This window comes from Aeromonas sp. FDAARGOS 1402 (genome assembly GCF_019046925.1).
Classification (GTDB): domain Bacteria; phylum Pseudomonadota; class Gammaproteobacteria; order Enterobacterales; family Aeromonadaceae; genus Aeromonas; species Aeromonas caviae.
Genome location: NZ_CP077201.1, coordinates 4,400,299 through 4,427,080, shown reverse-complemented (window position 1 = coordinate 4,427,080; position 26,782 = coordinate 4,400,299). Strand labels below are relative to the sequence as shown.

Sequence of the window (26,782 nt, the reverse complement as noted above, 5' to 3'; positions counted from 1 at the left end):
GTACTTGAGCAGTAGATTGTCAGAGCTGATTTAGGTTAGGCACATGTTTGACATATACACGTGATCGAAATCACAAAAAATGTGTTTTTGCAATACATTATTATCATTCAGATACTTAGATCACGTGCAATAACGAAATAACTGCTCATGAGGTTGCATGAGGTTGCATCATGAGGTTGCTTGGTAGGCATACACAATAATTAAAATATTTGCCTTTCGGGATATTAAAATTAAAGAGTAAAGGGAAATGGATAATAAAATCAACAGCAGTGCTGCATTATGGAACGCAGCGAATGAAAAATTGACAGAGAAGATTCACTCACAAGATATTGGTCATCTCATACGTGAGCTGAAGCGAGTTCACATGAAAAGTGATGAGCTTTATGTGTATTGTAGTGATAGTGACAAGGCTCTTATTGAGCGAGTGCTAGTCGATTATCCGTTCACGTTGCATTTCAATGTGACGGACATGTCCCAGCTAAAAGGCAAAACCCTTGTGCATTACAAGAGTGGTGACATTCCCGATGAACTGGCCGCAATGCTGGTGTTGGCCACCAAGTATGGCGCCTACGTTGAACCGCTGGTCAGTTATCTGGACCGACGTTTCGGACGTACAGAAGTGGAGTTGTTGCACAGCGGCTACTTCCTGCACATGAAATCTTTCTCCATCCTCTCCCGTCCATCCAATCGCATTGTCAAGCGTGCGTTGGATCTGGTTTCTGCCATTGCGCTCAGTCTGGTTGCCATCCCCATCGGTCTGCTGGCCGCACTGGCCATTAAATTGGAATCACCTGGTCCCATCTTTTATCGTCAAGCCCGGGTTGGCCAGTTCAACCAGGAATTCGACGTCATCAAGTTTCGCTCTATGCGAAATGATGCCGAAAAAAATGGAGCCCAATGGGCTAGTAAAAACGACGCTCGTGTCACTCGTGTAGGCCGCTTTATTCGCAAGACTCGTATCGATGAATTACCGCAACTGATCAACGTCTTTAAAAGTGAAATGTCACTAGTTGGTCCGAGACCAGAAAGGGAAGTATTTATCAAAGAGTTGGAAACGGTCATTCCATATTATCGTTTCCGCCATGCGGTAAAGCCCGGCATTACCGGTCTGGCCCAGGTCAGCTACCCTTATGGGGCATCTATTGAAGATGCAGTGTGGAAGCATAAATACGATATCTTTTATATCAAGCATCAAAGTTTACTGCTGGATATAAAAATCCTGTTGCTGACGGTGAAGACAGTACTGTTTGGAATGGGCAGATAAAATATAAGGTATCATATTCATATGAAAATATTAATTACCGGTGGTGCCGGCTTTATCGGTTCAGCCGTTGTTCGCCATATCATCCAGCATACCCAAGACTCAGTTGTCAACCTCGACAAGCTGACCTATGCGGGCAACCTCGAATCCTTGGCGGCTGTCTCTGCTAGCGAGCGTTATGCGTTTGAGCAAGTGGATATCTGCAATCGCGCCGATCTGGATCGGGTGTTTGACCTGCACCAGCCGGATGCGGTAATGCACCTAGCTGCAGAGAGCCACGTTGACCGCTCCATTACCGGCCCCGCCGACTTCATCGAGAGCAATATCGTTGGCACCTATATGTTACTAGAAGCGGCTCGCGCTTACTGGAACGGTCTGGATGATGTGCGCAAGTCTGCCTTCCGCTTCCACCATATCTCCACCGACGAAGTGTATGGGGATCTGCCCCATCCGGATGAAGTGGCTGCCGGTGAACCCTTGCCACTCTTTACCGAAACGACCCGCTACGCCCCCAGCAGCCCCTATTCCGCCTCCAAGGCTTCCAGTGACCATTTGGTGCGCGCCTGGCGCCGTACTTACGGCCTGCCGACCATCGTCACCAACTGCTCCAACAACTACGGCCCTTATCATTTCCCCGAGAAGCTGATCCCGCTGGTGATCCTTAACGCGCTGGATGGCAAGCCGCTGCCGGTCTATGGCAAGGGCGACCAGATCCGTGACTGGCTCTATGTGGAAGACCACGCGCGCGCGCTCTACAAGGTGGTGACCACGGGCTTGGTCGGGGAGACCTACAACATCGGCGGTCATAACGAGAAGCAGAATCTGGAGGTGGTACACACCATCTGCGATCTGCTGGACGAGATGGTGCCAAAGGCGGGCTCTTATCGTGAGCAAATCACCTATGTGGCGGATCGCCCTGGCCATGATCGCCGTTATGCCATCGATGCCAGCAAGATGAGCAGTGAGCTCGCATGGCAGCCGCAAGAAACTTTCGAGTCGGGCATTCGCAAAACCGTGCAGTGGTATCTGGATAACAGACAGTGGGTCAACAACGTCAAGAGTGGTGCCTACCAATCTTGGATTGAACAGCACTATTCCTCTATTGAACAAAACGATGGGGAGCGTGCCTGATGCATATTCTGCTGTTTGGCAAAAACGGCCAGGTAGGCTGGGAGCTGCAACGAGCACTGGCACCACTGGGCCGCATCACTGCGGTAGATTTTGACTCCACTGACTATTGCGGCGATTTCAGCAATCCGGCAGGGGTGGCCGACACTGTACGTCTGATCAAGCCGGACGTGATTGTCAACGCCGCGGCCCATACTGCAGTCGACAAGGCCGAAAGTGAGCGGGAGTTTGCCGAGCTGCTCAACGCGACCAGCGTGGCAGCGATAGCCAAAGAAGCGGAAGCATTGGGTGCCTGGCTGGTGCATTACTCCACCGACTATGTATTCGATGGCAGCGGTGAGCGGCCCTGGGTGGAAACCGATGCAACCGCCCCGCTCAACGTCTATGGCGAAACCAAGCTGGCGGGTGAGCAAGGGGCCGCGCTTTGTTCCCGTCACCTGATCTTCCGCACCAGCTGGGTTTACGCCGCTCGTGGAGCCAACTTTGCCAAGACAATGCTGCGCTTTGGCAAAGAGCGTAGCGAGATGTCGGTCATCAATGACCAGTTCGGCGCCCCGACCGGTGCCGAGTTGCTGGCCGATTGCACTGCCCATGCTCTCCGCGTGGCGCAGCGCAAACCCGAGGTCGCCGGGCTGTACCATCTGATTGCCTCCGGTACCACAACCTGGTTTGATTACGCCCAGCTGGTGTTTGCCAAAGCCAGAGAGGCTGGCGTTGATCTGGCGGTCACGCAACTCAATGCAGTGCCGACCAGCGCCTTCCCGACCCCTGCCAAACGCCCCCATAACTCCCGCCTTGATACCGACAAATTCCAGCGCACCTTTGATCTGGTGCTGCCGGACTGGACCGTCGGCGTGGAGCGGATGTTGACCGAGATCCTCAGCAAGTAAATCCCTGGTCAGGGATGTGTTGAGTGCATCCCTGGCTGGCAAGAGATAAAACGTAAAAGGTGTAGCTGCAAGCCACCTTTTTCTTTTGCAATTTAAAAATAAGAAATAAGCATCATGACCAAACGTAAAGGCATCATTCTGGCCGGAGGCTCAGGCACCCGTCTCTATCCGGTGACCATGGCGGTGAGCAAGCAACTGTTGCCTATCTATGACAAGCCGATGATCTACTACCCGCTCAGCACCCTGATGCTGGCGGGCATTCGCGATATTCTGATCATCAGCACGCCGCAAGATACCCCCCGCTTTGAGCAATTGCTGGGTGACGGCAGTCAGTGGGGCCTGAATTTGCAGTACAAGGTGCAGCCAAGTCCGGACGGGTTGGCACAAGCCTTTATTCTGGGTGAAGAGTTTATCGGGTCAGACCCCTGTGCGCTGGTGCTGGGGGACAACATCTTCTATGGCCACGACCTGCAGAAACAGTTGGCGGCGGCAGCGGCCAAAGAGAGTGGTGCTACCGTCTTTGCCTACCATGTGCATGACCCCGAGCGTTATGGGGTGGTGGAATTTGATAAAGAGGGTACCGCTATCTCGCTGGAAGAGAAGCCGTTGGAGCCCAAGAGCAACTATGCGGTCACCGGCCTCTATTTCTACGACAACAGCGTTGTTGAGATTGCCAAGCGCCTGAAGCCGTCACCGCGTGGTGAGCTGGAAATCACCGATGTGAACCGTATCTACCTGGAGCAAGGCAATCTGTCGGTGGCGATGATGGGGCGTGGCTATGCCTGGCTGGATACCGGTACCCATGAAAGCATGATAGAAGCGAGCAACTTTATTCAGACTATCGAGACGCGCCAGGGATTGAAGGTGGCGTGTCCTGAAGAGATCGCCTATCGCCAAAAGTTTATCAGTGCTGACCAGATACGTGAGCTTGCAGCGCCGCTGGCGAAAAATGCATATGGCCAATATTTGTTAAGAATGGTTGCTAACGCCTGATGTGATATGGGGGGAGGAATGTTGTTCCCCCATAAAAACTGGATCAAATGTGGGTAAACAGATGAACGTAATCAAAACAGCAATTCCTGACGTGCTTATTTTTGAACCAAAAGTATTTGGTGATGAGCGTGGATTTTTCTTTGAGAGCTTCAACCACAAGTTGTTTGAAGAGGCAGTAGGATATCCTGTGAGTTTTGTGCAGGATAATCACTCCAAATCGTCGAAAGGGGTATTGCGTGGCTTACATTATCAATTGTCTCCCCATGCCCAGGGCAAGCTGGTGCGCTGTGTTGCAGGTGAAGTGTTTGATGTGGCGGTAGATATCCGCAAAAGCTCTCCAACCTTTGGGCAATGGGTTGGGGTTCATTTATCTGGTGAAAACAAGCGGCAGTTGTGGATCCCGGAAGGGTTTGCACACGGTTTTGTAACTCTGAGCGAGACAGCAGAGTTCTTGTATAAGACAACCAATTACTATGCACCGCAGAATGAAGGCTCAATCCGGTGGGATGATCCGGAAGTAGCAATTGAGTGGCCTATTATTAATGACCCTTATGTATCTAAAAAAGATAATAAGGCGATAAATATTAGTTCAGCAGTTATTTTCGAGTAACTTATTTCTGATGCCAACATTTCAACCCAATACACAAAGGCGATTTGGATTCAATGTCTTTATTAAGAAAAAACATATTTATTCTGTTGTTGATGCAAGGAGCTAATTATCTCATACCTTTAGTGACCTTTCCTTATTTAACTCGAGTATTGGGCGTCAGTCAGTTTGGTTCCTATGCATTTATATTGACGTTATCACAGTATTTTATATTATTTACAGATTTTGGGTTTAACTTAAGTGCAACTAGACGTATTGCTCAAGCGAACAATGATAAAAGTATAATAACTTATGTGTTTTGGTCTACTCTTACAGCAAAAATATTGATTGGGCTAGTTTGTTCAATTGTAATTATATTTTTTTCTTGGTGGACAAGACAAGATAGTGCATATAATGGAATTATTTTTATATTGTTTACTGTGCTCGGTTCTATTTTTACTCCTGTGTGGCTTTTCCAAGGTATAGAAAGAATTTCAATTTTGACTTCAGTCACCATACTATCAAAGGCATTGGCAATACCGTTGATAATGTTTTTTGTGAAGTCAAATAATGACGCACATATAGCGATACTTATACAGGGAGTGGTCTCTTCATTTATTGCATTTTCTTCGCTAATAATTGTTTACAGAATGGGGTGTATAGCAAAAATTAGAATAAGTATTAGTGCAGCAATCAATCAACTTAAAGACTCATCTCCATTATTTGTTTCTAGTATTGCAATAAGTCTTTACACTATGAGCACACCACTTATTTTGCAAATGGTGAGTAATAGTTATGAGGTTGGCTTATATAGTGCAGCTGATAGAATTAGAGGGGCATTTATAGGTTTATTTTTAGTGGTGGGCAATGCTCTATACCCTAGAGTAAATAATTTATTTGTAACTGATAAACCTGCTATGTATTCTCTGTTACGTAAAGTTATTTTTCTTAAATCATTTTTTTCAATAACTTTAATTATTTTTTTGTGGTTTTTTTCATCTCAACTAGTAAGTTTTATTCTTGGTGCAGACTTTGTTGATTCCATTTGTATTATTAAGATAATGTCAGTGCAATTCTTTACTGTCCTAATTTCAATTTCAATGGCTAACTATTTATTACTGCCATTTGGTTATCGTAAGGAATATATGTTACTGCCAATATTTACTTGTACATTACATGTCGTCATCTGTTTTATCTTGGCTAAGAAGTATGGTGCGATTGGAGGTGCTTTATCTGTTACGTTAGTTGAAACGATGAGTATGTTTATTCTTATATATGTCACATATAGAAAAGGGTTGTTGAGTGCGTTGTTCTTTAATACTAAAAGCCAATTATAAAATAAAGTGATATATAAAAATGCCTAAAGTATCAGTAATTGTCCCAGTATATAACACTGAGAAATATGTAGAGCGCGCGATTGTTAGTTTAATGGAGCAAACCATCGACGATGTAGAATTTATCATCATAGATGATGGCTCTAACGATTCATCATTAGATATTATTAAGCAAGTCGTACAGCGTTATCCTATGCGGCAGAAACAATCGATAATAATTAGTCGCGAAAATCGTGGTGTTGCACTAACTCGAACAGAAGGTATGGAATTAGTCACTGGTGATTATGTTATTCATCTCGATAGTGACGACTGGGCTGAACCTACGTGGTTAGAGGCGCTATATAATAGAGCAATTCAGGATTCTGCAGATGTTGTAATCTGTGATTTTTCAGTGATTAACAATAAAGATTGCATTTATGTTAAACAAGCTGGTGATAGCAATGGTCAAACATGTATTAAACTACTCTTATTAGATGAGTTAAGAGGGTATACATGGAATAAATTAATAAGTTCAAGGCTGATAAGCAGATTAGATGACCCATTTAAACTTGGAATAAATTATCTTGAAGACTATGTCTTCTCTATGATGGTTTTTAACCATTCAACACATATTAGTTATGTATCTACTTCATTATATAACTATAACCAACAAAACCTTTCCTCTATAACTAAAAGTTTCTCAGATAGTAAAGTGAATGACATATATGAAACTATTAAGTTTGTGCATTCTTTTTTAGAAGAAAACAATATTTACGATTGTCTTGTAGATTATTACGAGCTTTTTAAAATAAAACAAAAATGTTATATTTTATACAACTCGTCGTCGAATTTATCTGATACTATTTGGGATGTATATCCTTCTGAGTTCAGGTTTTTAATTAAGGCCGATGTTTCTTTGTATTTTAAATTGTGTATTTTGATTGCAGGTTTAGGCATGAAAAAATGCGCATCATATTTGCTTAGAGGAATAATTAAAATAAAGAAATTTGTGTGTTTTTAAAACTAACATGTTGTTTACTTTAAGTTTTAAGTTTTAACTTTAAAGGCCTATTATGTCTAAAGTTGTTTTTTTATCTAGCTATGATCCTACAGATATAAAGTCATGGTCTGGCACACCTTACAGTATTCATCGTATTCTTAGTGAGAATGGTCATATGGTATACAATGTAGGGCCAGTGAAGTCATATTCTAAGCATATAATTAGACTCATATCATATTTGCTTAGCAAAGTGACTCGCTATCGTTTGGACGCATCACATTCTCTTGTGTCATCATTTGAGTTGGGTGTTAGGGCTTCATTCTTATTAAGAAAAATTGATTGTGATTATGTAGTTGCACCAGCAGGGTCTGCGGTGTTGGCTTTTTTATTTACAAAAAAAAATATTATCTATATATCTGACACAACGTTCGGGCAGTTCTGCGAGTATTATGATTCATCTTCTCGAGAACTGCCTTGGTTCGCAAAAGTTATAGGTGATTATATAGAGAAAAGAGCATTAGATAAGTCAACCATTAGCACGTTTCCATCATCATGGGCTGCCGATTTTGCAAAAAAACATTATTTAATTGAAAATAAGATTCACCAAATTAATTGGGGGCCAAATTTACCCTATGTAGAAAGGTTTAACAAAAGTCTACCAAAATTTCATAAGGGTGAGACATTTAACATCCTTTTTTGTGGTGTCGAATGGCTTCGAAAAGGTGGTGATATAGTATTGCAAACAGTTGAAAGTCTAATTAATTCTGGTTATAAAGTTCAACTACATATTTGTGGGTGCTCCGCATTACTTTATGATGATGCAGTAAAGCCAACTTGGTTAATCGAGCATGGTAGACTAGATAAAAATAATCATGTTGAAAATCAATTATTGCAATCTTTATTTAAGGCTGCTCACATCATGTTTGTACCATCGCGAGCGGAATGTTATGGTATGGTATTTTGTGAGGCTGCAGCCTATAGTTTACCAGTTGTTAGCACTAAAACAGGTGGTATAACCTCGATTGTTGATGATGGTTTAACTGGATATTTATTAGCGCCGGATTCACCAATTACTGAGTATTTCATGTGCATTGAAAAGTTGATAACTGACGAATATTCCTACTTGGAGATGTCAAACAATGCAAGAATGACTTACGAAAGCAGATTAAATTGGCCCACTTGGTTTAATGAAATGACATTGATTTTTGAGCGTACTGTTGAATCGTAGCGAGGCGACAAATCGTAATTTTAACCGCATGATTAATAATTAATCATAATCCTGAGCGTATTAATGACCTTCCATTAGGTAGCGATACTGCTGTTGTTTAGTTAAATGTGATCTTAAAACAAAACATTTTTTAATGCATTACTTCGCATAAATAATTATGCCTGAGCTAATTTAAATGATCTTTTCATAATGATGAATATTTGCAAAATGGTAGACGGAAAATGTACTTAACAAATTTTGGTGAATATTTTTCATTCATTTCACTAGTGCTAATGTTTGTTTATGGTTGTAGGAAGGATAATGTAGTCAAAGTAAAAAAATCCCTAGTTTCAGTATTTATAATATATATTACATTTAGTGTTTTTAATATTTATGAGTATGGTTTTTTAGACTCATCGAAAACACTAATACTTTTAGTATTTATAATTGTCGCCTATTCATACCCTAAGCAGTCTTTGTGGGTGTTGTTTGTTTTTTTACTATTTACAAGCATTGCTGACATATTATTTATTTCTGGCTATATAAAAACTACGCAGATTCAGTTTATATTTATTTATGCAGTATTTTTCTTAGCTAAAAATCATGGAAATGAACAAAGTCAAAAAGTTAACATTTTCGGAATTAGTTTTTTGATTTTTCTAGAAATATCACAGGGTGTTTATTTTTCGTCAAGATCTGCTGCTGTATTTTCATTGTTGTTCTTTATATATATATATGTATTACCAGAGAAAGTAAAAAAGAAATTTATATACTGGCTGGTGTTCACACCTTTCATTTATATAGGCGGCATGATTTTTTATTATAAGTTTGCCGAGAGTAGTGGTTTACCCATATCATTAAGTAATGTTGAGCGTTCTAGTATGATAATGTGGTGTTTCGATAATTTATTGAAATACTTTTTTGTTGGCCCTGGGGTTGATTCATTTATTTACGGTGTTAATGATTATAAATTTGCCGGTATTTATGGCGAAACGCCAAACGATCCTCACGCTGTTTTAATGAGAGTTTTTATTACAAGTGGTACGTTTTTTTCTTGCCTATTTTTCATTTTCTATGTTTGGCCGCTGAGACATCTTTCTTTAATTGATAAAATTAACCCATATGTATATATCATATATTTAAAAATAGTGTTATTACTATCCTTAGGAACTTTCAATTCGACCACTAGAGTTATTGTTGGGATTGGTATTGGCGTGTTATTTAATGTGATATATACGAGTAAAATAAGGATTTTAAAAAATGAATCATATAGGCTTGACAATAATAACAGTAAACTATAGAGCTACAAATAGCATAAATAATATCGAGCGTATACTTTCTGGTTTAAATAAAGTTGAATATATTGTTGTTGATAACAGTGATGACTTTAATCGTGTTTGTAAATTCACTAAAGTTATCTCGGGTAACGGTAATGTTGGATTTGGGCGTGCATGTAATCTAGGTGTACAAGTAGCGACCTATGAAAAGATTCTTTTTTTAAATCCAGATGTCATTTTATCTATAAATTTTATTGATGACCTCTTTACTGCTACGAAGCAATTTGATCAAAATTATATTTATGGTGTTCGTGTCAGAAGAGGTTTGCAATCTGATATTTCAAAAAGCAATATACCATTTTTAATATATGAGCGAAGGCATATTTCATATGATCTCATGCTGGTTGATGAGTTACCAGTGACCTTGGTATCTGGTGCATGCATGTTGATGTCAAAGCAAAGATTCTATGCACTTGGCGGATTCGATGAAAAAGTATTTCTCTATGCCGAAGATTTAGATTTGTGTTTGAGAAATAAAGAGAGTGGTGGCTCCAATATTCTGCTAACAAAATTGTCAGTTGAGCATGTCGGTGGCGGAACAGAAAAATCAAATAACAAATATAGACTGATGCCAGTTTTGCGCCGATTAAGAAATTCTTTTAGAGGACATAATGTTATCTTATCTAAAAGGTATCCTAAGGAATTTAAAATAGTTAGATTTATTACTGCACTTTATTTGGCATCTGGTTTGACATTTTCTAAATAAAATCTTTTTATTGAGTGTAAATGAAAATATTACTTATCATTACCGGCCTTGGTATGGGCGGGGCTGAGCGGCAAGTTTGTGACTTGGCCGATCAATTTGCCAATAAAGGGCACTCGGTTTTGTTAATCTCCATGACCGGCGACACGGTTAACCGTCCGCAATCGGTCAATATTAAAATCGAAGAGCTTAATATGGCTAAAACTCCCTTGGGGTTTATTAAAGCCTATTGGAAAGCGCGGCAGTTAATCAAGCAATTTAAGCCAGATGTGGTGCATAGCCATATGGTGCACGCCAATCTGTTTGCCCGCTTGCTGCGTTTCACCATGTCAATTCCAAAATTAATTTGCACTGCTCATTGCACTACAGAAGGTGGGCGAGTGCGAATGTTAGCTTATCGTTTGACAGATCATTTGTGTGATATCAGTACTAATGTTAGTCAAGAGGCGGTTGATGCATTTGTCGCGTGGGGTGCTGTAAAGCCTGGCCGTATGTATCCTATGTATAACGGTATTAATACAGAGCAGTTCGTATTTAATGCTAGTAGTCGGGCTAGATTACGGGATGAATTAAATATCGATGAAAAAACTCCGCTGCTGTTGGCGGTTGGCCGTTTAACTCAACAAAAAGACTACCCCAACTTATTTAACGCATTTCAGCAATTGGTTGAAGTAGGTAATCCAGCAAATTTGGCTATCATCGGCACTGGTGAGGATTTGCCCACATTGACCACTATGGTGGCCAAGTTGGGGTTGAGTGATCGTGTTCGTTTCTTAGGCTTGCAGCGTAATGTTAGCGAATGGATGAGTGCTGCTGATGTGTTTGTGCTGTCATCTGCATGGGAAGGTTTCGGGTTAGTGGTTGCAGAAGCGATGGCTTGTGAACGTATCGTGGTTGCAACTGACTGCGGTGGTGTTAAGGAGGTAGTTGGCCAGTGTGGCATCTTGATCCCTCCCGTCAACAGCATTGCATTAGCTAATGCGTTGAGTGTGGCTTTATCTTTGACTGCCGAGCAAGCACAGGCCCAAGGTTACTCAGCTCGACGGCGCATTGTTGAACGATATTCGCTAAAAGCCCAAGCCGAAAACTGGATCGAATTTTATCGTGATTCGTCTAATATGTGCTAAATACACCAGGTGAATTTCCTTAATTAAATTAAAATTAAATTAAGTGAGATAATGATTCTTTAATTTTTATCTTAAACTTCATGTTTTTCTATTTTATTTATCCCTTTATCTATTTCAAGGAGTTTTCATGTACTTAATAAGAGATTTTTTAAGGTTTATTCTTGGTTCAAAGCTTTATACCTATATCCGTTTTTTTATTACTCATAGGTACTTATTAAATATAAGTGAACCGCTGACATTCTCAGAAAAAATAATTCATAGAAAATTTTGTGTTGATCCTGTAATTTTTTCAAAGTTCGTTGATAAGTTCACAGTAAGAGATATCGTAAGAGAGCGTATTGGTGAAATGTATCTCGTTCCTCTTTTTTTATGTAAAGACAGTATTTCAATTGATGACTTTAAAAGCTTGCCAAATCAATTTGTATTGAAATCGAGCCATGGCGGCGGCGGTAATAATGTTTTAGTAGTTGATGAAAAAAAAGAACTCGTGATAGATAAGGTTGTCAGTCGATTTAATGACTATCTTGGTATCAAACTTGGATCAAAGGTAGATGAACTCTTTTATGATATAGAGAAACCCTCTATCTTAGTCGAACAATTGCTCTCAAACGCAGATGGAACACCGTTGCTGGATTATAAGTTTCATCGCTTTAGTAATAATGGTGATTCATTTTATCTTTTACAGATTAATTCAGAGTACAATACAGCAAGATGCACTAAAACTTTATATGATATCAATGGCACAAAGTCGGAAATTCAGTTTGCTGGTTATAATTATGGCCCTGAAAAAATAAAACTCCCAGATAACTTTCGTGAAATGATAGTCTTGGTCGATAAACTGTCTGAGGGTTTTGAATATGTTCGAGTTGATTTGTTTAATGTAGAAGGAAAGATTTATTTTGGTGAAATGACATTTTGCCCGGCCAGTGGGTGGGATAAGTTAAACACAAAAGAAAATGATATCAAGTTAGGTCAGTTATGGAAATAGCTCAAGAGAAAATCATGTCTAAAATTGTTATTTCTTCTAACACCTGTTGGAGTATATTTAATTTCCGGCTTGAGCTTGCCCGTTTTTTTGAAAAAAGTCATCAAGTTGAAATCATCGCCCCCAAAGATCTATATAGCGACAAGCTGCGAGATATGGGCTTTATTGTTCATGAGATTGATATGGTATCCAGCTCTATCGCTCCTTTTCAAGATATCGCCACATTGCTGGCGTACTGGAAACTGCTAAACAAAATTAAACCCGACTATTATTTTGGTTTCACTGCCAAACCGAATATTTATGGTGGTTTTATTGCTGGGCTTATCGGTTGCAAAGTCATCAACAATATTGCAGGCCTTGGTCGCACTTTTTCCCGTTCTGGTTTACTGCAAAGCGTAATGCAATTGCTTTATCGGATCGGTTTAAGTCAAAGCCAGCATGTATTTTTTCAAAATAAAGATGATCTAACTCTTTTTTTAGAATCAGGCTTGTTAAATAATATTCATTATAGTGTCCTGCCTGGTTCTGGTGTTGATATCAACCGCTTTACTTGTAAACAAACAATACCACGGGATGCAAGAGATTCTGCTTCGCCGTCTTTTGTGTTTTTGTTCTCTGCCAGACTTTTACTTGAAAAAGGCATTCGGGAATACATTAGCGCCGCTAGCCAACTAAAAGCCATTTACCCGCACTGTACCTTTCAAGTACTGGGAAAACATGGTGGCACTGCAGCAGAACTGCCTAAAGTTGAACTTGATGAAGCCTGTCGCAATGGAACTATCGAGTATTTAGGTACCACAGATAATGTAGTGGCCGTTTTGCATAATGCCGATTGCTTTATCTTGCCAAGCTATTATCGTGAAGGTGTACCGCGCTCATTGTTGGAAGCTGGTAGCTGTGGTTTGCCACTGATTACTACCGATTCTGTTGGTTGTCGTGAAACTGTCATTGATGGGGTGAATGGATATTTGATTTCACCACGTAGCAGTGTTGCACTGTTTGATGCGATGAAAAAAATAGTTGAACTTGACATGAGAGAACGTCATGAAATGGGGCTCGCTAGTCGTAATTATATGGTAAATAATTTTAGTGAAGCTTTAGTCCTTGCGCGGTATCAACATGTGTTATTGGAGTCGTAATATGAAGTATTTAGTCACAGGTGCAGCAGGATTTATTGGTAGTGCTGTCAGTCAGCGTCTTTGTCAGCAAGGCCATACTGTTATCGGTATCGATAATCTGAATGATTATTACGAAGTCTCATTAAAAGAGAGCCGTCTTGCCAGACTGGCGGATGAAAGCAATTTTGTGTTTCGTAAAATTGATCTGGCCGATCGCGAGGCAATGGCGGAACTGTTTGTTAAAGAACATTTCGATCGGGTCATCCATCTGGCGGCGCAAGCCGGGGTGCGCTATTCCCTTGAGAATCCTTTTGCCTATGCAGACAGCAATCTGGTGGGTCACCTTGCCATTCTCGAAGGGTGCCGTCACAACGGTGTCAAGCATCTGGTCTATGCCTCTTCCAGCTCTGTGTATGGCATGAACGGAAAAATGCCGTTTGCCACCCAAGATGCGGTCGATCACCCCGTCTCACTCTATGCCGCGTCGAAAAAAGCCAATGAGATGATGGCGCACACCTATTCCCATCTGTACGGCATTCCAACCACAGGTCTGCGCTTTTTCACCGTCTATGGACCATGGGGTCGCCCTGACATGGCGCTGTTCAAGTTCACCAAGGCCATGCTGGCTGGGAAGCCTATCGATGTTTATAACAATGGCCAGCTGAGCCGTGACTTTACCTATATCGACGATATTGTTGAGGGTATCTTGCGCATTGCCGATGTGGTACCGGTTGCCAATCCTGACTGGCAATCCGAGCAAGGTTCACCCGCAGACAGCAGTGCCCCTTATCGTATCTTCAATATCGGTAATGGCAGCCCGGTCAAATTGATGGACTTTATCGATGCCCTGGAAAAGGCGTTGGGCATTGAAGCCATCAAAAATATGTTGCCTATGCAGGCTGGTGATGTGTATGCCACTTGGGCTGACACCGAAGATTTCTTCGAAGCAACAGGGTATCGTCCTGTCATGTCTGTTGAGAAAGGGGTTCAGGCCTTTGTCGAATGGTATAAAAACTATTATAACGCGCAGCGGTAAGCGAGGTTTGTTGTGAAAATTGCGATTTGTGGTACGGGTTATGTCGGTTTGTCCAATGCGGTATTGCTGGCACAGCACCATGAGGTGGTGGCCGTTGATGTGATTGCCAGCAAGGTCGAGATGATCAATCAGGGCCGCTCTCCCATCGTGGATAAAGAGATAGAAAGCTATCTGGCCAGCCGAGATTTGAATCTGCGTGCCACGCTGGATAAAGAGGCGGCTTATCAGGGCGCTGCCTTTGTCATCATTGCCACGCCGACCGATTATGATCCAGAGACCAATTATTTCAACACCAGTACCGTGGAGTCCGTGGTCAAGGATGTGATGGCCATCAATCCTGATGCAGTCATGGTGATCAAATCGACGATTCCGGTGGGCTTTACTGCTCGGCTGCGGGAGGAGTTGGGATGTGCCAATCTGATTTTCTCACCAGAATTTTTGCGTGAAGGGCGCGCACTTTATGACAACCTGCATCCTTCGCGCATCGTAGTGGGGGAGCGTTCAGAGCGGGCTCAGGTATTTGCCAACCTGCTGCTGGAAGGCGCCATCAAGCAAGATGTGCCGGTGCTTTTCACTGACAGCACAGAAGCAGAGGCGATCAAGCTGTTTGCCAATACCTACCTTGCGATGCGAGTGGCATTTTTCAACGAGCTCGATACCTATGCCCAACTGCATGGGCTGGACAGTCGTCAGGTGATTGATGGCATCGGCCTCGACCCACGTATTGGCAGCCACTACAACAACCCTTCTTTTGGCTATGGTGGCTATTGCCTGCCAAAAGATACCAAGCAGTTGTTGGCGAACTACAACAAGGTTCCCAATAACTTGATCCGTGCCATTGTGGACTCCAACACAACACGCAAGGATTTCATTGCCGATTCGGTGATCCGTAAAAATCCATCCCGTGTCGGTGTTTATCGACTGGTGATGAAAGCGGGGTCGGACAATTTCCGTGCGTCTGCCATTCAAGGGGTCATGAAACGGATCAAGGCCAAAGGCATTGAACTGGTGGTCTATGAACCTAGTCTGACAGAATCCGAATTCTTCCATTCCCGGGTAATGACTGATCTTGCAGAATTTAAAGCAAGCTGCGATGTGATTCTGGCAAACCGCATGGTCGATGAGCTGAGTGATATCATGGACAAGGTATATACCCGCGATCTGTTTGGTAGTGATTAATCCCTGACACAGGCTGCCCTTTGGGGCAGTCTGTCATGGCGCGTTTATCAAGGTCGCTCATATTGGGTCGTCCATCATGTTTTCATCATGGCACCCTGCCACTGGACCAGGCAGGGTCATGACCCGATATATGAAGCGATAGGGTTGGGGGTTGTTGATGGGCATGTTATGCATGTGGTTACTTCGTGCTTGATGCCTTGTGTCTTCAGACGATCTATCCGTTTTTCTTGGTAAATATTCCTCATGATTTTCCCTGAACTCCGCTATCATACGGCGATTTTTTCCAGTCAGTTTTTGATGGCAAGCTAAATAAGGTGTGGAAGTGAAAAGGATTCAGCTCATCCCTCTGTTGTCGGCCGTGGCTCTGCTCAGTGCATGTACTGTGGTGCCGGGTACCAATCTTTCAACCAGCGGCAAGACCGAGGTGGCTACCGGAACGGTTGATGTTGATCAACTGGCCGATGTCTACCCGGTGACGCCAGCACTGGTCAGCGAGTTGCGCAAGGCGCCTGTGGTGGGCAAGGCCAACCCTGAGCTCAATCGCCAGATCAGCAGTTATGAGTACCGTATCGGGGTTGGCGACATCCTCAATGTGACGGTGTGGGATCACCCGGAGTTGACCATTCCTGCCGGCTCCTACCGCAGCGCGAGCGAGGCGGGTAACTGGGTACACGCAGATGGCTCCATCTTCTACCCCTATATCGGCAAGGTCGCCGTGGTGGGAAAAACTGTATCTGAAATCCGTGTGGATATTGCCAAGCGGTTGGCTCAGTTTATTCAAAGCCCACAGGTCGATGTCAGCATTGCCGCTTTCCGGTCTCAGAAGGTCTACATCTCCGGCGAAGTAGCCAAACCTGGCGCGCAGCCCATCACCAATGTGCCGATGACGCTGCTCGATGCCTTCAATCTGGCCGGGGGCTTGAGCCCGACGGCAGATTGGCATCATGTGGTCCTGACTCGCCACGGCAAGGAATACCCGCTGTCGCTGCAGGATCTCTTGCAGTATGGCGACCTCTCTCACAACCAGCTGATGCGCGATGGCGACATGCTCTATGTGCCGCGCAATGATGCCCAGAAAGTGTTTGTCATGGGGGAAGTCAACAAGGCTTCAACCTTGACCATTGGTCGTGAGGGAATGAGCCTGACGGAAGCCCTGAGCAGTGCCGAGGGCTTGAACCAGAATGCTGCCAATGCCACAGGGATTTTCGTATTGCGCCCGGCAGGCAAGTCACAGCAGAAAGCCGCCATCTATCAACTTGATTTGAGTGACGCCACTGCGCTGGTGATGGGGACAGAGTTTGCGTTGCAACCCTATGACGTTGTGTATGTGACAACCGCACCTGTGACGCGCTGGAACCGCGTGTTGAGTCAACTGGTGCCCTCCATCAACGGATTTAACGAGCTGACCGAAGGTATGTTGCGGGTTCGCAACTGGTAACGCTCAATGGATATTGACTCGGGGCCCTTGGCATCGGGTTGAAGATGAAAGAGTGACAGTAATATGTTTGAGAAAATTCTCGTCGTGTGTGTGGGCAATATATGTCGTTCCCCGACGGGTGAGCGTCTGCTGCGGGAGCGTTTGCCCGGCCGTGATATCCGTTCTGCCGGAGTGAGCGCCCTGGTCGACAAGCCTGCCGATCAGGTCGCTAGCGACGTAGCCCTGCAACATGGGGTCTCGCTGGAAGGGCATGTTGCGCGTCAGCTTAACCGCGCGTTGTGTCAGGAGGCCGATCTCATCCTTGTCATGGAGAAAGGGCATATTTCCGCCGTGACCGCCATTGATCCTGGCGCCCGCGGCAAGACCATGCTCTTTGGCCATTGGCTGGGGGAGTGCGAGGTGCCAGATCCCTATCGCCTCAGCCGGGAAGCCTACGAGCACGTTTACCAACTGCTGGTGCGTGGGGCCGATGCCTGGGTAAAAAAACTGTAACCACAGCCTGTGCCTGTGTTCGGGTTTATCTGACAATAAAAATGGACTCTGTGTAATGACGACTTCTTCTGTTTCGTCCCGGCAAAATAGTGCTGCGGTGGAAAACGATGAGATCGATCTGGGGCGCCTGCTGGGCTACCTGATCGATGGCCGTTGGTGGATTGTGTGTATCACCGGCTTCTTTATGATGATGGGTATTGCTTACGCCTTGCTGGCGACACCAGTCTTCAAGGCCAACGCCCTGCTGCAAGTGGAAAAAAAGGCCAGCGGCACCGCTCTTCTCGGTGACATGGCCGATGTGCTGGGTGGCGAACAGGCTGATGCCGCCGCCGAGATAGAACTCTTGACCTCGCGCATGGTGCTTGGCCGCACAGTGCAAGAGCTCCATCTTGATACCGTGGTGACCCCCGATTTCTTCCCGCTGGTTGGCCGTGGTGTGTCTCGCCTGATGGGTCAGCCCTATCCCAAGATGGCGATTAGTCGTTTTGAGGTGGCGCCTGAGTTGGTCGGCGTTCCACTTACTTTGACTCTGGGCGAAGACAAGCACTTTACCCTCGAGGTCGAAGGTCGAGTGCTGGAAGGGCAGGTAGGCAAACTGCTTGAGCAAGATGATCTGACCTTGCTGTTATCCGATGTCGCCGCACAAGATGGTCAGGTATTTACCTTGCTGAAACAGCCGGTACTGGATGTGATTGGCGAGTTGCAGAGTGGTCTTCAGGTCAGCGAGAAGGGCAAGAATACCGGGATCATCTCCCTGGCCTTGGAAGGGGAAGACAAGGGACGTATTCGTGCTGTGCTCGATAACATCAGCCAGAACTATCTCCAGCAGAACGTGCTGCGCAAGACCGAAGAAGCCCAGAAGAGCCTGGATTTCCTGCAGACCCATCTACCCCAGGTCAAAGATGACTTGAACCGTTCGGAAGAGCTGCTCAATACGTATCGTCAACAGAACGAGTCGGTTGATCTGTCGCTCGAAGCGAAAGCGGCACTGGACACCATGGTCGGGATTGAGAAACAGCTCAATGAGTTGACCTTCCGTGAAGCTGAGCTGCAACAGCTCTATACCCGTCAGCATCCGGCCTATATCGCCTTGATGGAGAAGCGCCAGACTCTGATCAACACCAAGAACAACATCAACAAGTCGATCAAGCGCTTGCCGAAAACCCAGCAGGACATCTTGCGATTGACCCGTGATGTGCAAGTGGGCCAGGAGATCTTCGTCCAGCTGCTCAACAAGCAGCAAGAGCTCAATATCATGAAGGCGGGGACCATCGGTAATGTGCGTATCATCGATGATGCCGCAGTCGAAACCCGGGCAGTCAAGCCGAAGAAGCCGCTGATCGTGGTGCTGGCGACGCTGCTTGGAGGCATGTTGTCAGTGGGCCTTATCCTGGTGCGCGCTGCATTCCACCGGGGTGTCGAGAGCCCCGAACAGTTGGAAGAGATGGGGCTGTCCGTCTACGCCACTATTCCCTATTCCGAAGATCAGGCCAAGATAGAGCAGCAGCAGAAGAAGAAAGGTCGAAAAGCGATGGCTCTCAATGAAGCCTTGTTGGCCGCCCGTAATCCGGCCGACCTGGCGATGGAGTCGCTGCGCAGTCTGCGTACCAGCCTGCATTTCGCCATGATGGAGGCCAAAAACAACATCGTCATGATCTCGGGTCCTGGCCCTGGTCTCGGTAAAACCTTCGTGTCTACCAACTTTGCTGCCACCTTGGCCATGGGGGGCAAGAAGGTACTGGTCATCGACGCGGACTTGCGCAAGGGCTATATGCAAAAAGTCATGGGGCAAGAGATGGGGGCGGGCTTGAGCGCCTATCTGGCGGGTCAAAGCGAGATGATGCAGGTGATCAGCAAGACCAGCTTTGATGGGCTCGATTTTGTTTGTCGTGGCGCCGTGCCGCCCAACCCCTCAGAATTGCTGATGCATCCTCGCTTCAAAGCGCTGCTGGATTGGGCCGCCGAACATTACGACTTTGTCATTGTCGACTCCCCGCCGATCCTGGCGGTCACCGATGCGGCCATCGTCGGTCAGCATGTCGGGGCATCCTTGTTGGTGGCTCGTTTTGCCAAGACGGCTGTGAAAGAGGTGGAAGTGGCGATTCGTCGCTTCGAGCAAAATGGTGTGGTCATCAAGGGTATTCTGCTCAACGCGGTAGAAAAGAAAGCCAGCAGTTATTACGGCAATTACGGATATTATCAATATAGCTATGGCGATAAAACCAAAGCCTGATCCTGCTGCAGACAATCGATAAGGGATTGGTAATATTCAGGGAGGCGAAATCGCAGGTTCAATCGATGCCTCCTTTGAGTAATACTAGATAAGGCTGGGGGGACCCTCTCAGTGTTATGTTTTAGCTGTGTCAACAAAAAGGAAGATAAGATGAAAAAGAGTGCGTTTGTTTTGGCTGCGCTGCTGGCTGTTTCTGCTAATGCCATGGCTGCAGAAGAAGCTGCTGGTGCTGCCGGTACTGGCGCGGGTGGTGGTGCTGCCGGTGCTGGCGCTGCTGCTGCTGCTGCCGGGGTGACTACCACCGTCGTTGCCGTGGGTGCTGCAGCTGCACTGGTGACCGCTGTTGCTGTGTCTGAATCCAACAGCCGCAACAACAACAATACCAGCACTACCACCTCAACCCGATAATATTCAACAAGGCTGCTCTGTTTTAGCAGCCTTGTTTTCTTCTTATCCCTCATGGATGGTGTATTGCGCGTGGCACAGTATTTATCTTATTTCCCCTCCCGATTATTGGCATGGTCAGCCACATTGTTATTGGCTGGCTGCAGCACCTCGACCCATCAGACGATCGAGACTCTGGGTTATGTGTTCAACAAGCCTGATGATATTGTACTGACCTCATCCGAGCTGAGATCGCTACCCTATGCGAGTGCCTATATCAAGGTGGGCGATCTTCCCCAGGCGTTGGTTGTACTGGCATATGTCAATGGTTCGCGCATGTCATGGATGAGTGCCGATGGTGTGATGTTTGTGACCCAGCATGGGCGCCTGATTAAAACAGTGGGTTTGCCAAATGATTTGCGCTATCTGGGAAGCCTGGAGAAGGATCCGCTGAAGACCTCCCGGTTAGACAAGACACCCTCGATGGTGTGGTATAGCGTCGCTGAATGGTCGAAAAAATACACCAGTGGCTATCCTTTGAGCATGCATTACACGCAGGCGGGCAATGAGGTTCTGAATATTATGGACCGCCCCTATAAAACGACGATTGTAGAAGAGCATGTCGTTACCGCCCCGAATGAAGAGCGATGGCTGAATCATTTCTGGATCGATGAGCAGACAGGTCAAGTTCGTAAATTCCAGCAGCAATTAGGCCCTTCCTTGCCAATGATCGAAATGACATTCCTTAAGCCCTATTCATCATGAAAATAATATATAGCTTATTGCTTGCAGCCTTGGGGGCTGCCCCTGTTATGGCAGATGTGTCCGTATCTGTTTGGTGGCAAGGTCAACCGACAGCAACAATGACTCATCCCCAGTCCATGCTGTTGAGTGACGCGTTGTTAAACTCGGCAGTCTCTCAGTACGATAATTATTGGCCTGTCGCTCATATTTCTACTCCTGCGCGCCAAAAAGACATTGAGTATCAACAGCAAGCCGTGCTGAAGGATCTCAGATTGCTGGCAACGTACTGGCAGCAGCATGATGAAGTTGAACTCGCCCATGCCGCTTTACAGTTGAATCAACAGTTGCAGCAGTTGCATTTGACAGGGCGTTTCGAATTGCCTGTGGATCCGGATATCAGCCTGGCGCCCTCAGGTGCCAACCCCGTATTGCAGGGGGATTATCAGCTGTATCTTGCCCCTCGCCGTTCGCAAATCTATCTGGCCGGCTTGATTGGTCGCCCTGGCGAGGCCCCGGTTTTGCCTGCGGCAGGGCTGAGAGAGTACTGGAAAAAGCTGGATCGCGTGTCCGGAAGTGATGACACCGGCGCGTATCTGATTTCCCCCAGTGGCAAATCTGAGTGGATCCCCGTTGCCATCTGGAATGAACGCCATGTCGAAGCCATGCCTGGTGCCACTCTGTTTGTCGGTTTTGCTCCGAGTGTGCTGCCTGAGCAATATAAAGACTTGAATACACGCATGTTGACGTTGTTAGCGAATCGGATGCCCAAATGACCTATCCAAGACTCTCACTGATTGCCCTGCTGGTATCCTTTGCAACACACGCTGATGCCGACATTTTTGAACCGTTGGGTCCATCACAAAGTGACTTCGGCGGCGTTGGCTTGCTGCAAATGCCAACCGCCAGAATGGCCAAGACGGGTGAATTCAGTGTCAATTATGTTGATAATGAACAGTACCGTCGCTGGTCTATGTCAGTGCAGCCGTTCGACTGGCTTGAAGCGACTTTGCGTTATACCGACGTAAGAACTCGTCTTTATAACGCGAATCCCGACTTCAGTGGCGACCAGACTTACAAAGACAAGGGCATGGATGTCAAAGTCAGGTTGCTGGAAGAGTCTACCTGGATCCCGAATCTCTCTATGGGTTTTCGTGACCTGATGGGGACCGGGCTGTTTGACAGTGAGTACATTGTCGGCAGCAAGCGTGTTGGCCCGTTTGATTTCACCCTTGGTATGGGCTGGGGAAATATGGGGGAGAGCGGGAACATTACCAATCCTTTTTGCGAGTGGAAAAATGATTGGTGTTCACGAGATAATGGCTATTCCAGCGGTGGTGGCAAATTTGAAACAAAAAATATGTTCCACGGTAATGCTGCCTTGTTTGGGGGTGTTGAATACCAGACACCTTGGCAGCCACTTCGCCTGAAGCTGGAATATGATGGCAATGATTACAGTAATGAATTTGCCGGGAAAATTGATCATTCATCTCCTATCAATATAGGTGCTGTTTATCGTCTGTTTGATTACATGGACACTCATCTTAGTTATCAGAGGGGAAATACTCTGATGTGGGGTGTTACTCTTCGGACCAACTTTAATGATTTACGTCAGAATCATTTAGATGAGCCTCGCCCTGTGTATATCGCTGAAAAGGCCCCGATAGACTCGTCACACGTTGATTGGCCTGTCATGGCAGGACAGTTTGAAAGCAATGCTGGTTGGAATACAGCATCACTTTATAGTGACCAGTCCACTGTAACCTTGCTGGGTCAACAGCACAAATATAGGGACCAGCAAGAAGCGATCGATCGTACTGCTCTGGTTGCGATTAATCATCTGCCTGAGACTGTCGAAGAGTTGAGAGTCATTGAGCGCCAGCGAGATTTCCAGTTGCAAGAGACGGTGATTGATCTCGACTCTGTGCGAAAGGCGAACCAGCCCCAGGTTCTTGGGCAGGAGGCAGTGGTAGAAGAGCATCAAAAAGTACCTGCTCCTGTTCAGGGAACGCTCCGTTACCAATCTGAACCAGAGTGGTTCTCTTATTCATTTGACCCGGCCCTGACGCAATCTTTTGGTGGCCCTGAATCATTTTATATGTATCAGATAGGCATTAATGCCAACAGTGAACTGCGTCTTTCCGATAAGGATTGGTTACAGGGTACGTTGTTCTTCAATATCGCGAACAATTACGACAAATTTAATTACAAAACACCACCTGCTGACACGGATGCGTTACCGAGAGTACGCACTTGGGTGAGAGAGTATGTCGACTCTTCCAATATTCTGCTGAACAACCTCCAGTTAACACATATGGAGCAACTTGGTCAGGAGTGGTACGGCCAAGCATACGGCGGCTATCTGGAAATGATGTACGCCGGTGTCGGGGGAGAGGTGCTTTATCGTCCTTTCGGTCAGTCATGGGCTCTGGGTCTGGATACCAACTGGGTCAAGCAGCGTGATTGGAACAACACCCTGAAGATGGCTGATTACGACGTTGCTACGGGTCACTTGACTGGCTATTGGCAGTTGCCTTTCATGGACAATGTCACTGCCAAGGTAGCTGTCGGGCGTTATCTGGCTGGTGACCTGGGGGCCACGTTTGATTTCTCCAAGCGCTTTGACTCCGGGATTGTGATGGGGGCATACGCAACCTTGACGGATGTGTCGGCCGAAGAGTATGGGGAAGGCAGTTTTACCAAAGGTATCTACATCACGATTCCCTTTGACTTGATGTTGATTCGTCCCACAACATCCAAGGGAACAATTGGATGGGTTCCTCTGACAAGAGATGGGGGGCAGATGCTCAGCCGAAGCCATACCTTGTATGACATGACTGAACGTTTGCCGTTGTAAGGCTCTTATCGGTATTGATTCGTTAGTCTAATGAGCCGTGATAGTGTTTTTACTGTCACGGCTTTTTTTATGCATGATGAGGCATAAATGGGAAGAGAGTGCAGTTTGGTTCATAAGGTTTTTTGGGGAACATCAGTCTTGTACTGGTTGCTTGGCATGCATTTTTTCATGCACAACCCGGGCGGGGCAGGGCTCTATCTGCCGTTCAATGCCTGGGGCTGGATCTTCGCTAGCCTGGTGATGGCGCTGGGGCTGTGGTATGTGACCCTCAGCCAGCGACTGGTGGTCTCGCCGCTGCTGACGGCCCAGTGGCTGGGGGGGATCTTGTTGTTGCTGCCCATGGCCTATCCGGGATTCGAGCTCAAGGACTATGCCATTCCCCGGCTGCTGGGGCTGTTTGCCGGCCTGCTGTTTCTGGCAAGCCTCTATCAGTGGCGATTCGGCCGCGAGGCGCGAGACAGGCTGCTCTATCTGCTGCTGGGGGCCGTTGCCATCGAGGCGCTGCTCGGCCTGGTGCAGTATTACCTGCTGGTGCCGGGCAACTGGATTGGGTACGACACCCAGACCAACCGCCCCTATGGCATCTTCCAGCAACCCAACGTGATGGCGAGCTTCATGGCGACCGGCCTGTCACTGGCCATCTGGCTGGAGCTGCGCGGTGATGCCAACCCCTGGCTCAAGGGGCTGCGCTATGGGGTGATCCTGGCCACTTCTCTGCTGCTGGTCATCTTGCAATCGCGGGTCGGGCAACTGGGCGGCATGATGGCTCTCTTGTTGCTGTCTGCCCAGTTGGGTCGTGAGCGGCTGCTGGGCAGGATGCTCGCGCTGGTAGCGCTGGGCATCTTGATCGGGCTGGCTTCGCAATACCTGATGGCTGGAGCAAGACGAGGGCTCGAGATCTACCAATCAGGTGGCATGCGCTCCATCTACTGGCCCTATGCCGCCAAGCTGATTGCTCAGATGCCCTGGACCGGTTGGGGCTATGGCAGCTTCGAATCGGTGTTTCTCCATCACTACATGGCCGACAAGGCGCTGAATCCGGCCATGGTACAGATCGAGTACAACCTGGATCACCCCCACAACGAGTTTCTCTACTGGGCGGTGGAAGGGGGCCTGGCCCCCATGCTGGGCATGGTGCTGATGGGCGGTGCCCTGCTGTGGCGTCTGAGCCGGGCGGGCTGGGTCAAGGGCGCCGCCTTGCTTGCGCTGGTGACCCCCATCTTGCTGCACACCCAGACCGAGTACCCCTTCTACCACGCCATCGCCCTGTGGTGGGCGCTGCTGCTGCTCCTGTATGCGATGGATGCGGAGGTGGAGGAGCAAGGCCACGGCAACTGGCGCGACCATCTGTGCCGCCCCTGGTTGCTGCTGCGCTTCATGGCCATCGCCATTCCCCTGATCGTCATCCCCTTCATGCTAACCGCCATGCATACCGCCTGGGTGGTGACCAAGTATGAGCGGGGCGGTTACAAGCAGCCTGCGCTCCTGCTCGACATCGTCAACCCCATGGCCTGGCTGACCCGGGTGGAGTTCGACGTGAACGCGGTGCGCCTCATGGTCGGTCTGCAGGCCAACAACAAGGCGGAGCTTGAAGCCTACCTCGACTGGGGGCAGGCCTTTGTGCGCCATACCCCGAGGGCCAACATCTACGCCAACATGGTGATTGCCCTCAATGCCCTCGGGCGCACGGCGGAGGCGGACAACCTGCGGGCAAGCGCCCTGATGCTCTATCCGGGTGAGCCTTTGCTCACTGTGTCGGCCGCAAGAAAGGTGGCCGCGACCCTGGAGCGCAAGCCCTCTTCGTGAGGGCCGTCTCAACCTGTCTACCATCACGGCCGCCTTTGCGGCCGTGATGGTTTTTGTGCCCGCCTCGTTGAAGTGGGAGGGGGCTGGTTGCCAAAGAGGTTCCCGGCCATCCGTTCACCTCGCCCGCGCACCGCGACCGTTTTGCTGTACAAGGTTGCAGCAAGGGTTTCATCGGCTCGCAAAAATGGGGTTATCTGCTGGACGGCGCAAGCGCCTTGGTTAAGATAACCGTCTTAACGTCTTGTTTGGCAAGGGAGTATGACATGGAGATAGTACTAGGCCCATTAGAGGCCCGCGTGATCGGCTGCCTGATTGAGAAAGAGATCTGCACGCCGGATCAGTACCCTCTCTCGCTCAATGCACTGGTCAATGCCTGCAACCAGAAGAGCAACCGGGAACCCGTGCTGGAGCTCGCCGAGCTGGATATTCGTGCCGTGATCGACGAGCTGATCCGCCGCCGTCTGGTGGTCAATACCGCCGGTTTCAACGCCCGGGTGCCCCGCTATCAGCATCGTTTCTGCAATACCGAGTTCGGCGAGCTGAAGTTCTCGGCCCAGGAGCTCGGCATTATCTGCGAACTCTTGCTGCGTGGCCCGCAGACCCCGGGTGAGCTGCGTTCGCGCACCAACCGGCTGTGCAGCTTTGACGATGTGACCGAAGTGGATGCCGTGCTGGCCACCCTCATCGAACGGGGGCCCTATGTGGTCAAGTTGCCCCGTGAGCCGGGCAAGCGGGAATCCCGCTACGCGCACCTGTTCAGTGGCGAGGTGGATCTGCAGGCGCTGGCCGACGCGGCGCCCGCTGGCAACCTTGTGTCACCGGCGGCAGACAGACTGGCAGCGCTCGAAGAAGAGGTCGAGCACCTCAAGGGGCAGTTGCAGGGGCTGGAAGCCCGTCTGGCCCGGCTGGAAGGCTGAGCCAACAATCTGGTTCCAGAAGGCGCTGCGGCGCCTTTTTTGATGACCGAG

24 protein-coding genes are annotated in these 26,782 nt (G+C 47.2%); all 24 read left to right on the top strand.

Going from position 1 to position 26,782, the window contains the following annotated elements; genetic code table 11:
* Positions 1-247 precede the first annotated feature (247 nt).
* The 24 genes from I6L32_RS20655 to I6L32_RS20545 all read left to right on the top strand — a co-directional run bounded on the left by I6L32_RS20655 (position 248) and on the right by I6L32_RS20545 (position 26,731).
* On the top strand, positions 248-1,264 hold the full coding sequence (locus I6L32_RS20655) for an exopolysaccharide biosynthesis polyprenyl glycosylphosphotransferase (RefSeq protein ID WP_254203864.1): 1,017 nt from the start codon (positions 248-250) through the stop codon (positions 1,262-1,264).
* 21 nt (positions 1,265-1,285) lie between these two features.
* Positions 1,286-2,392, top strand: a complete 1,107-nt coding sequence (gene rfbB, locus I6L32_RS20650; protein ID WP_216944428.1) for a dTDP-glucose 4,6-dehydratase — start codon at positions 1,286-1,288, stop codon at positions 2,390-2,392.
* Positions 2,392-3,279, top strand: a complete 888-nt coding sequence (gene rfbD / locus I6L32_RS20645; RefSeq protein WP_216944427.1) for a dTDP-4-dehydrorhamnose reductase — start codon at positions 2,392-2,394, stop codon at positions 3,277-3,279. The genes rfbB and rfbD overlap by 1 nt, the downstream gene beginning before the upstream one ends.
* 114 nt (positions 3,280-3,393) lie before the next feature.
* Positions 3,394-4,272 (top strand): glucose-1-phosphate thymidylyltransferase RfbA, encoded by an 879-nt coding sequence (rfbA, locus tag I6L32_RS20640; protein ID WP_042877769.1) that lies wholly within the window; start codon positions 3,394-3,396, stop codon positions 4,270-4,272.
* Between the two features lie 61 nt (positions 4,273-4,333).
* Positions 4,334-4,882, top strand: a complete 549-nt coding sequence (gene rfbC / locus I6L32_RS20635; RefSeq protein ID WP_216944426.1) for a dTDP-4-dehydrorhamnose 3,5-epimerase — start codon at positions 4,334-4,336, stop codon at positions 4,880-4,882.
* Between the two features lie 53 nt (positions 4,883-4,935).
* A complete protein-coding gene (locus I6L32_RS20630) occupies positions 4,936-6,195 on the top strand; it encodes a flippase (RefSeq protein WP_216944425.1) in 1,260 nt (419 codons plus the stop codon).
* A 19-nt stretch (positions 6,196-6,214) separates the two neighbouring features.
* The gene (locus I6L32_RS20625) at positions 6,215-7,192 is read left to right on the top strand and encodes a glycosyltransferase family 2 protein (protein ID WP_216944424.1); all 978 of its coding nucleotides are present in this window, start codon (positions 6,215-6,217) and stop codon (positions 7,190-7,192) included.
* 52 nt (positions 7,193-7,244) lie between these two features.
* Entirely contained in the window at positions 7,245-8,399 is a 1,155-nt protein-coding gene (locus I6L32_RS20620; RefSeq protein ID WP_216944423.1) for a glycosyltransferase family 4 protein, read from the top strand.
* A gap of 221 nt (positions 8,400-8,620) precedes the next feature.
* Complete coding sequence (locus I6L32_RS20615; RefSeq protein ID WP_216944422.1) at positions 8,621-9,679, top strand: hypothetical protein; 1,059 nt, start codon at positions 8,621-8,623, stop codon at positions 9,677-9,679.
* Positions 9,639-10,421: a glycosyltransferase family 2 protein gene (locus I6L32_RS20610; protein WP_216944421.1), complete on the top strand. Its 783-nt coding sequence runs from the start codon at positions 9,639-9,641 to the stop codon at positions 10,419-10,421. The genes I6L32_RS20615 and I6L32_RS20610 overlap by 41 nt, the downstream gene beginning before the upstream one ends.
* Before the next feature lie 20 nt (positions 10,422-10,441).
* Complete coding sequence (locus I6L32_RS20605) at positions 10,442-11,545, top strand: glycosyltransferase (protein WP_254203863.1); 1,104 nt, start codon at positions 10,442-10,444, stop codon at positions 11,543-11,545.
* A gap of 127 nt (positions 11,546-11,672) precedes the next feature.
* Entirely contained in the window at positions 11,673-12,533 is an 861-nt protein-coding gene (locus I6L32_RS20600) for an ATP-grasp fold amidoligase family protein (RefSeq protein ID WP_210557116.1), read from the top strand.
* Between the two features lie 14 nt (positions 12,534-12,547).
* On the top strand, positions 12,548-13,669 hold the full coding sequence (locus tag I6L32_RS20595; RefSeq protein ID WP_216944420.1) for a glycosyltransferase family 4 protein: 1,122 nt from the start codon (positions 12,548-12,550) through the stop codon (positions 13,667-13,669).
* Between the two features lies 1 nt (position 13,670).
* Positions 13,671-14,684: an NAD-dependent epimerase gene (locus tag I6L32_RS20590; protein WP_216944419.1), complete on the top strand. Its 1,014-nt coding sequence runs from the start codon at positions 13,671-13,673 to the stop codon at positions 14,682-14,684.
* A gap of 12 nt (positions 14,685-14,696) precedes the next feature.
* The gene (locus I6L32_RS20585) at positions 14,697-15,863 is read left to right on the top strand and encodes a nucleotide sugar dehydrogenase (protein WP_216944418.1); all 1,167 of its coding nucleotides are present in this window, start codon (positions 14,697-14,699) and stop codon (positions 15,861-15,863) included.
* Positions 15,864-16,185: 322 nt separating this feature from the next.
* Positions 16,186-17,301 (top strand): polysaccharide export protein, encoded by a 1,116-nt coding sequence (locus I6L32_RS20580; protein WP_302056392.1) that lies wholly within the window; start codon positions 16,186-16,188, stop codon positions 17,299-17,301.
* A 63-nt stretch (positions 17,302-17,364) separates the two neighbouring features.
* Entirely contained in the window at positions 17,365-17,793 is a 429-nt protein-coding gene (locus tag I6L32_RS20575; protein ID WP_113725125.1) for a protein tyrosine phosphatase, read from the top strand.
* Positions 17,794-17,848: 55 nt separating this feature from the next.
* Positions 17,849-20,026, top strand: coding sequence for a polysaccharide biosynthesis tyrosine autokinase (locus I6L32_RS20570; RefSeq protein ID WP_216944416.1), 2,178 nt, complete (start codon positions 17,849-17,851; stop codon positions 20,024-20,026).
* A 160-nt stretch (positions 20,027-20,186) separates the two neighbouring features.
* The gene (locus tag I6L32_RS23555) at positions 20,187-20,321 is read left to right on the top strand and encodes a hypothetical protein (RefSeq protein WP_302056391.1); all 135 of its coding nucleotides are present in this window, start codon (positions 20,187-20,189) and stop codon (positions 20,319-20,321) included.
* Positions 20,322-20,503: 182 nt separating this feature from the next.
* The gene (locus tag I6L32_RS20565; protein ID WP_254203905.1) at positions 20,504-21,175 is read left to right on the top strand and encodes a YjbF family lipoprotein; all 672 of its coding nucleotides are present in this window, start codon (positions 20,504-20,506) and stop codon (positions 21,173-21,175) included.
* A complete protein-coding gene (locus tag I6L32_RS20560) occupies positions 21,172-21,927 on the top strand; it encodes a capsule biosynthesis GfcC family protein (protein WP_216944414.1) in 756 nt (251 codons plus the stop codon). Before I6L32_RS20565 ends, I6L32_RS20560 begins: the two co-directional genes overlap by 4 nt.
* Positions 21,924-24,008 (top strand): YjbH domain-containing protein, encoded by a 2,085-nt coding sequence (locus I6L32_RS20555; RefSeq protein ID WP_216944413.1) that lies wholly within the window; start codon positions 21,924-21,926, stop codon positions 24,006-24,008. The genes I6L32_RS20560 and I6L32_RS20555 overlap by 4 nt, the downstream gene beginning before the upstream one ends.
* Before the next feature lie 156 nt (positions 24,009-24,164).
* Entirely contained in the window at positions 24,165-25,814 is a 1,650-nt protein-coding gene (locus I6L32_RS20550) for a PglL family O-oligosaccharyltransferase (protein ID WP_254203862.1), read from the top strand.
* A 263-nt stretch (positions 25,815-26,077) separates the two neighbouring features.
* Positions 26,078-26,731 (top strand): YceH family protein, encoded by a 654-nt coding sequence (locus tag I6L32_RS20545; RefSeq protein WP_039040218.1) that lies wholly within the window; start codon positions 26,078-26,080, stop codon positions 26,729-26,731.
* Positions 26,732-26,782 lie beyond the last annotated feature (51 nt).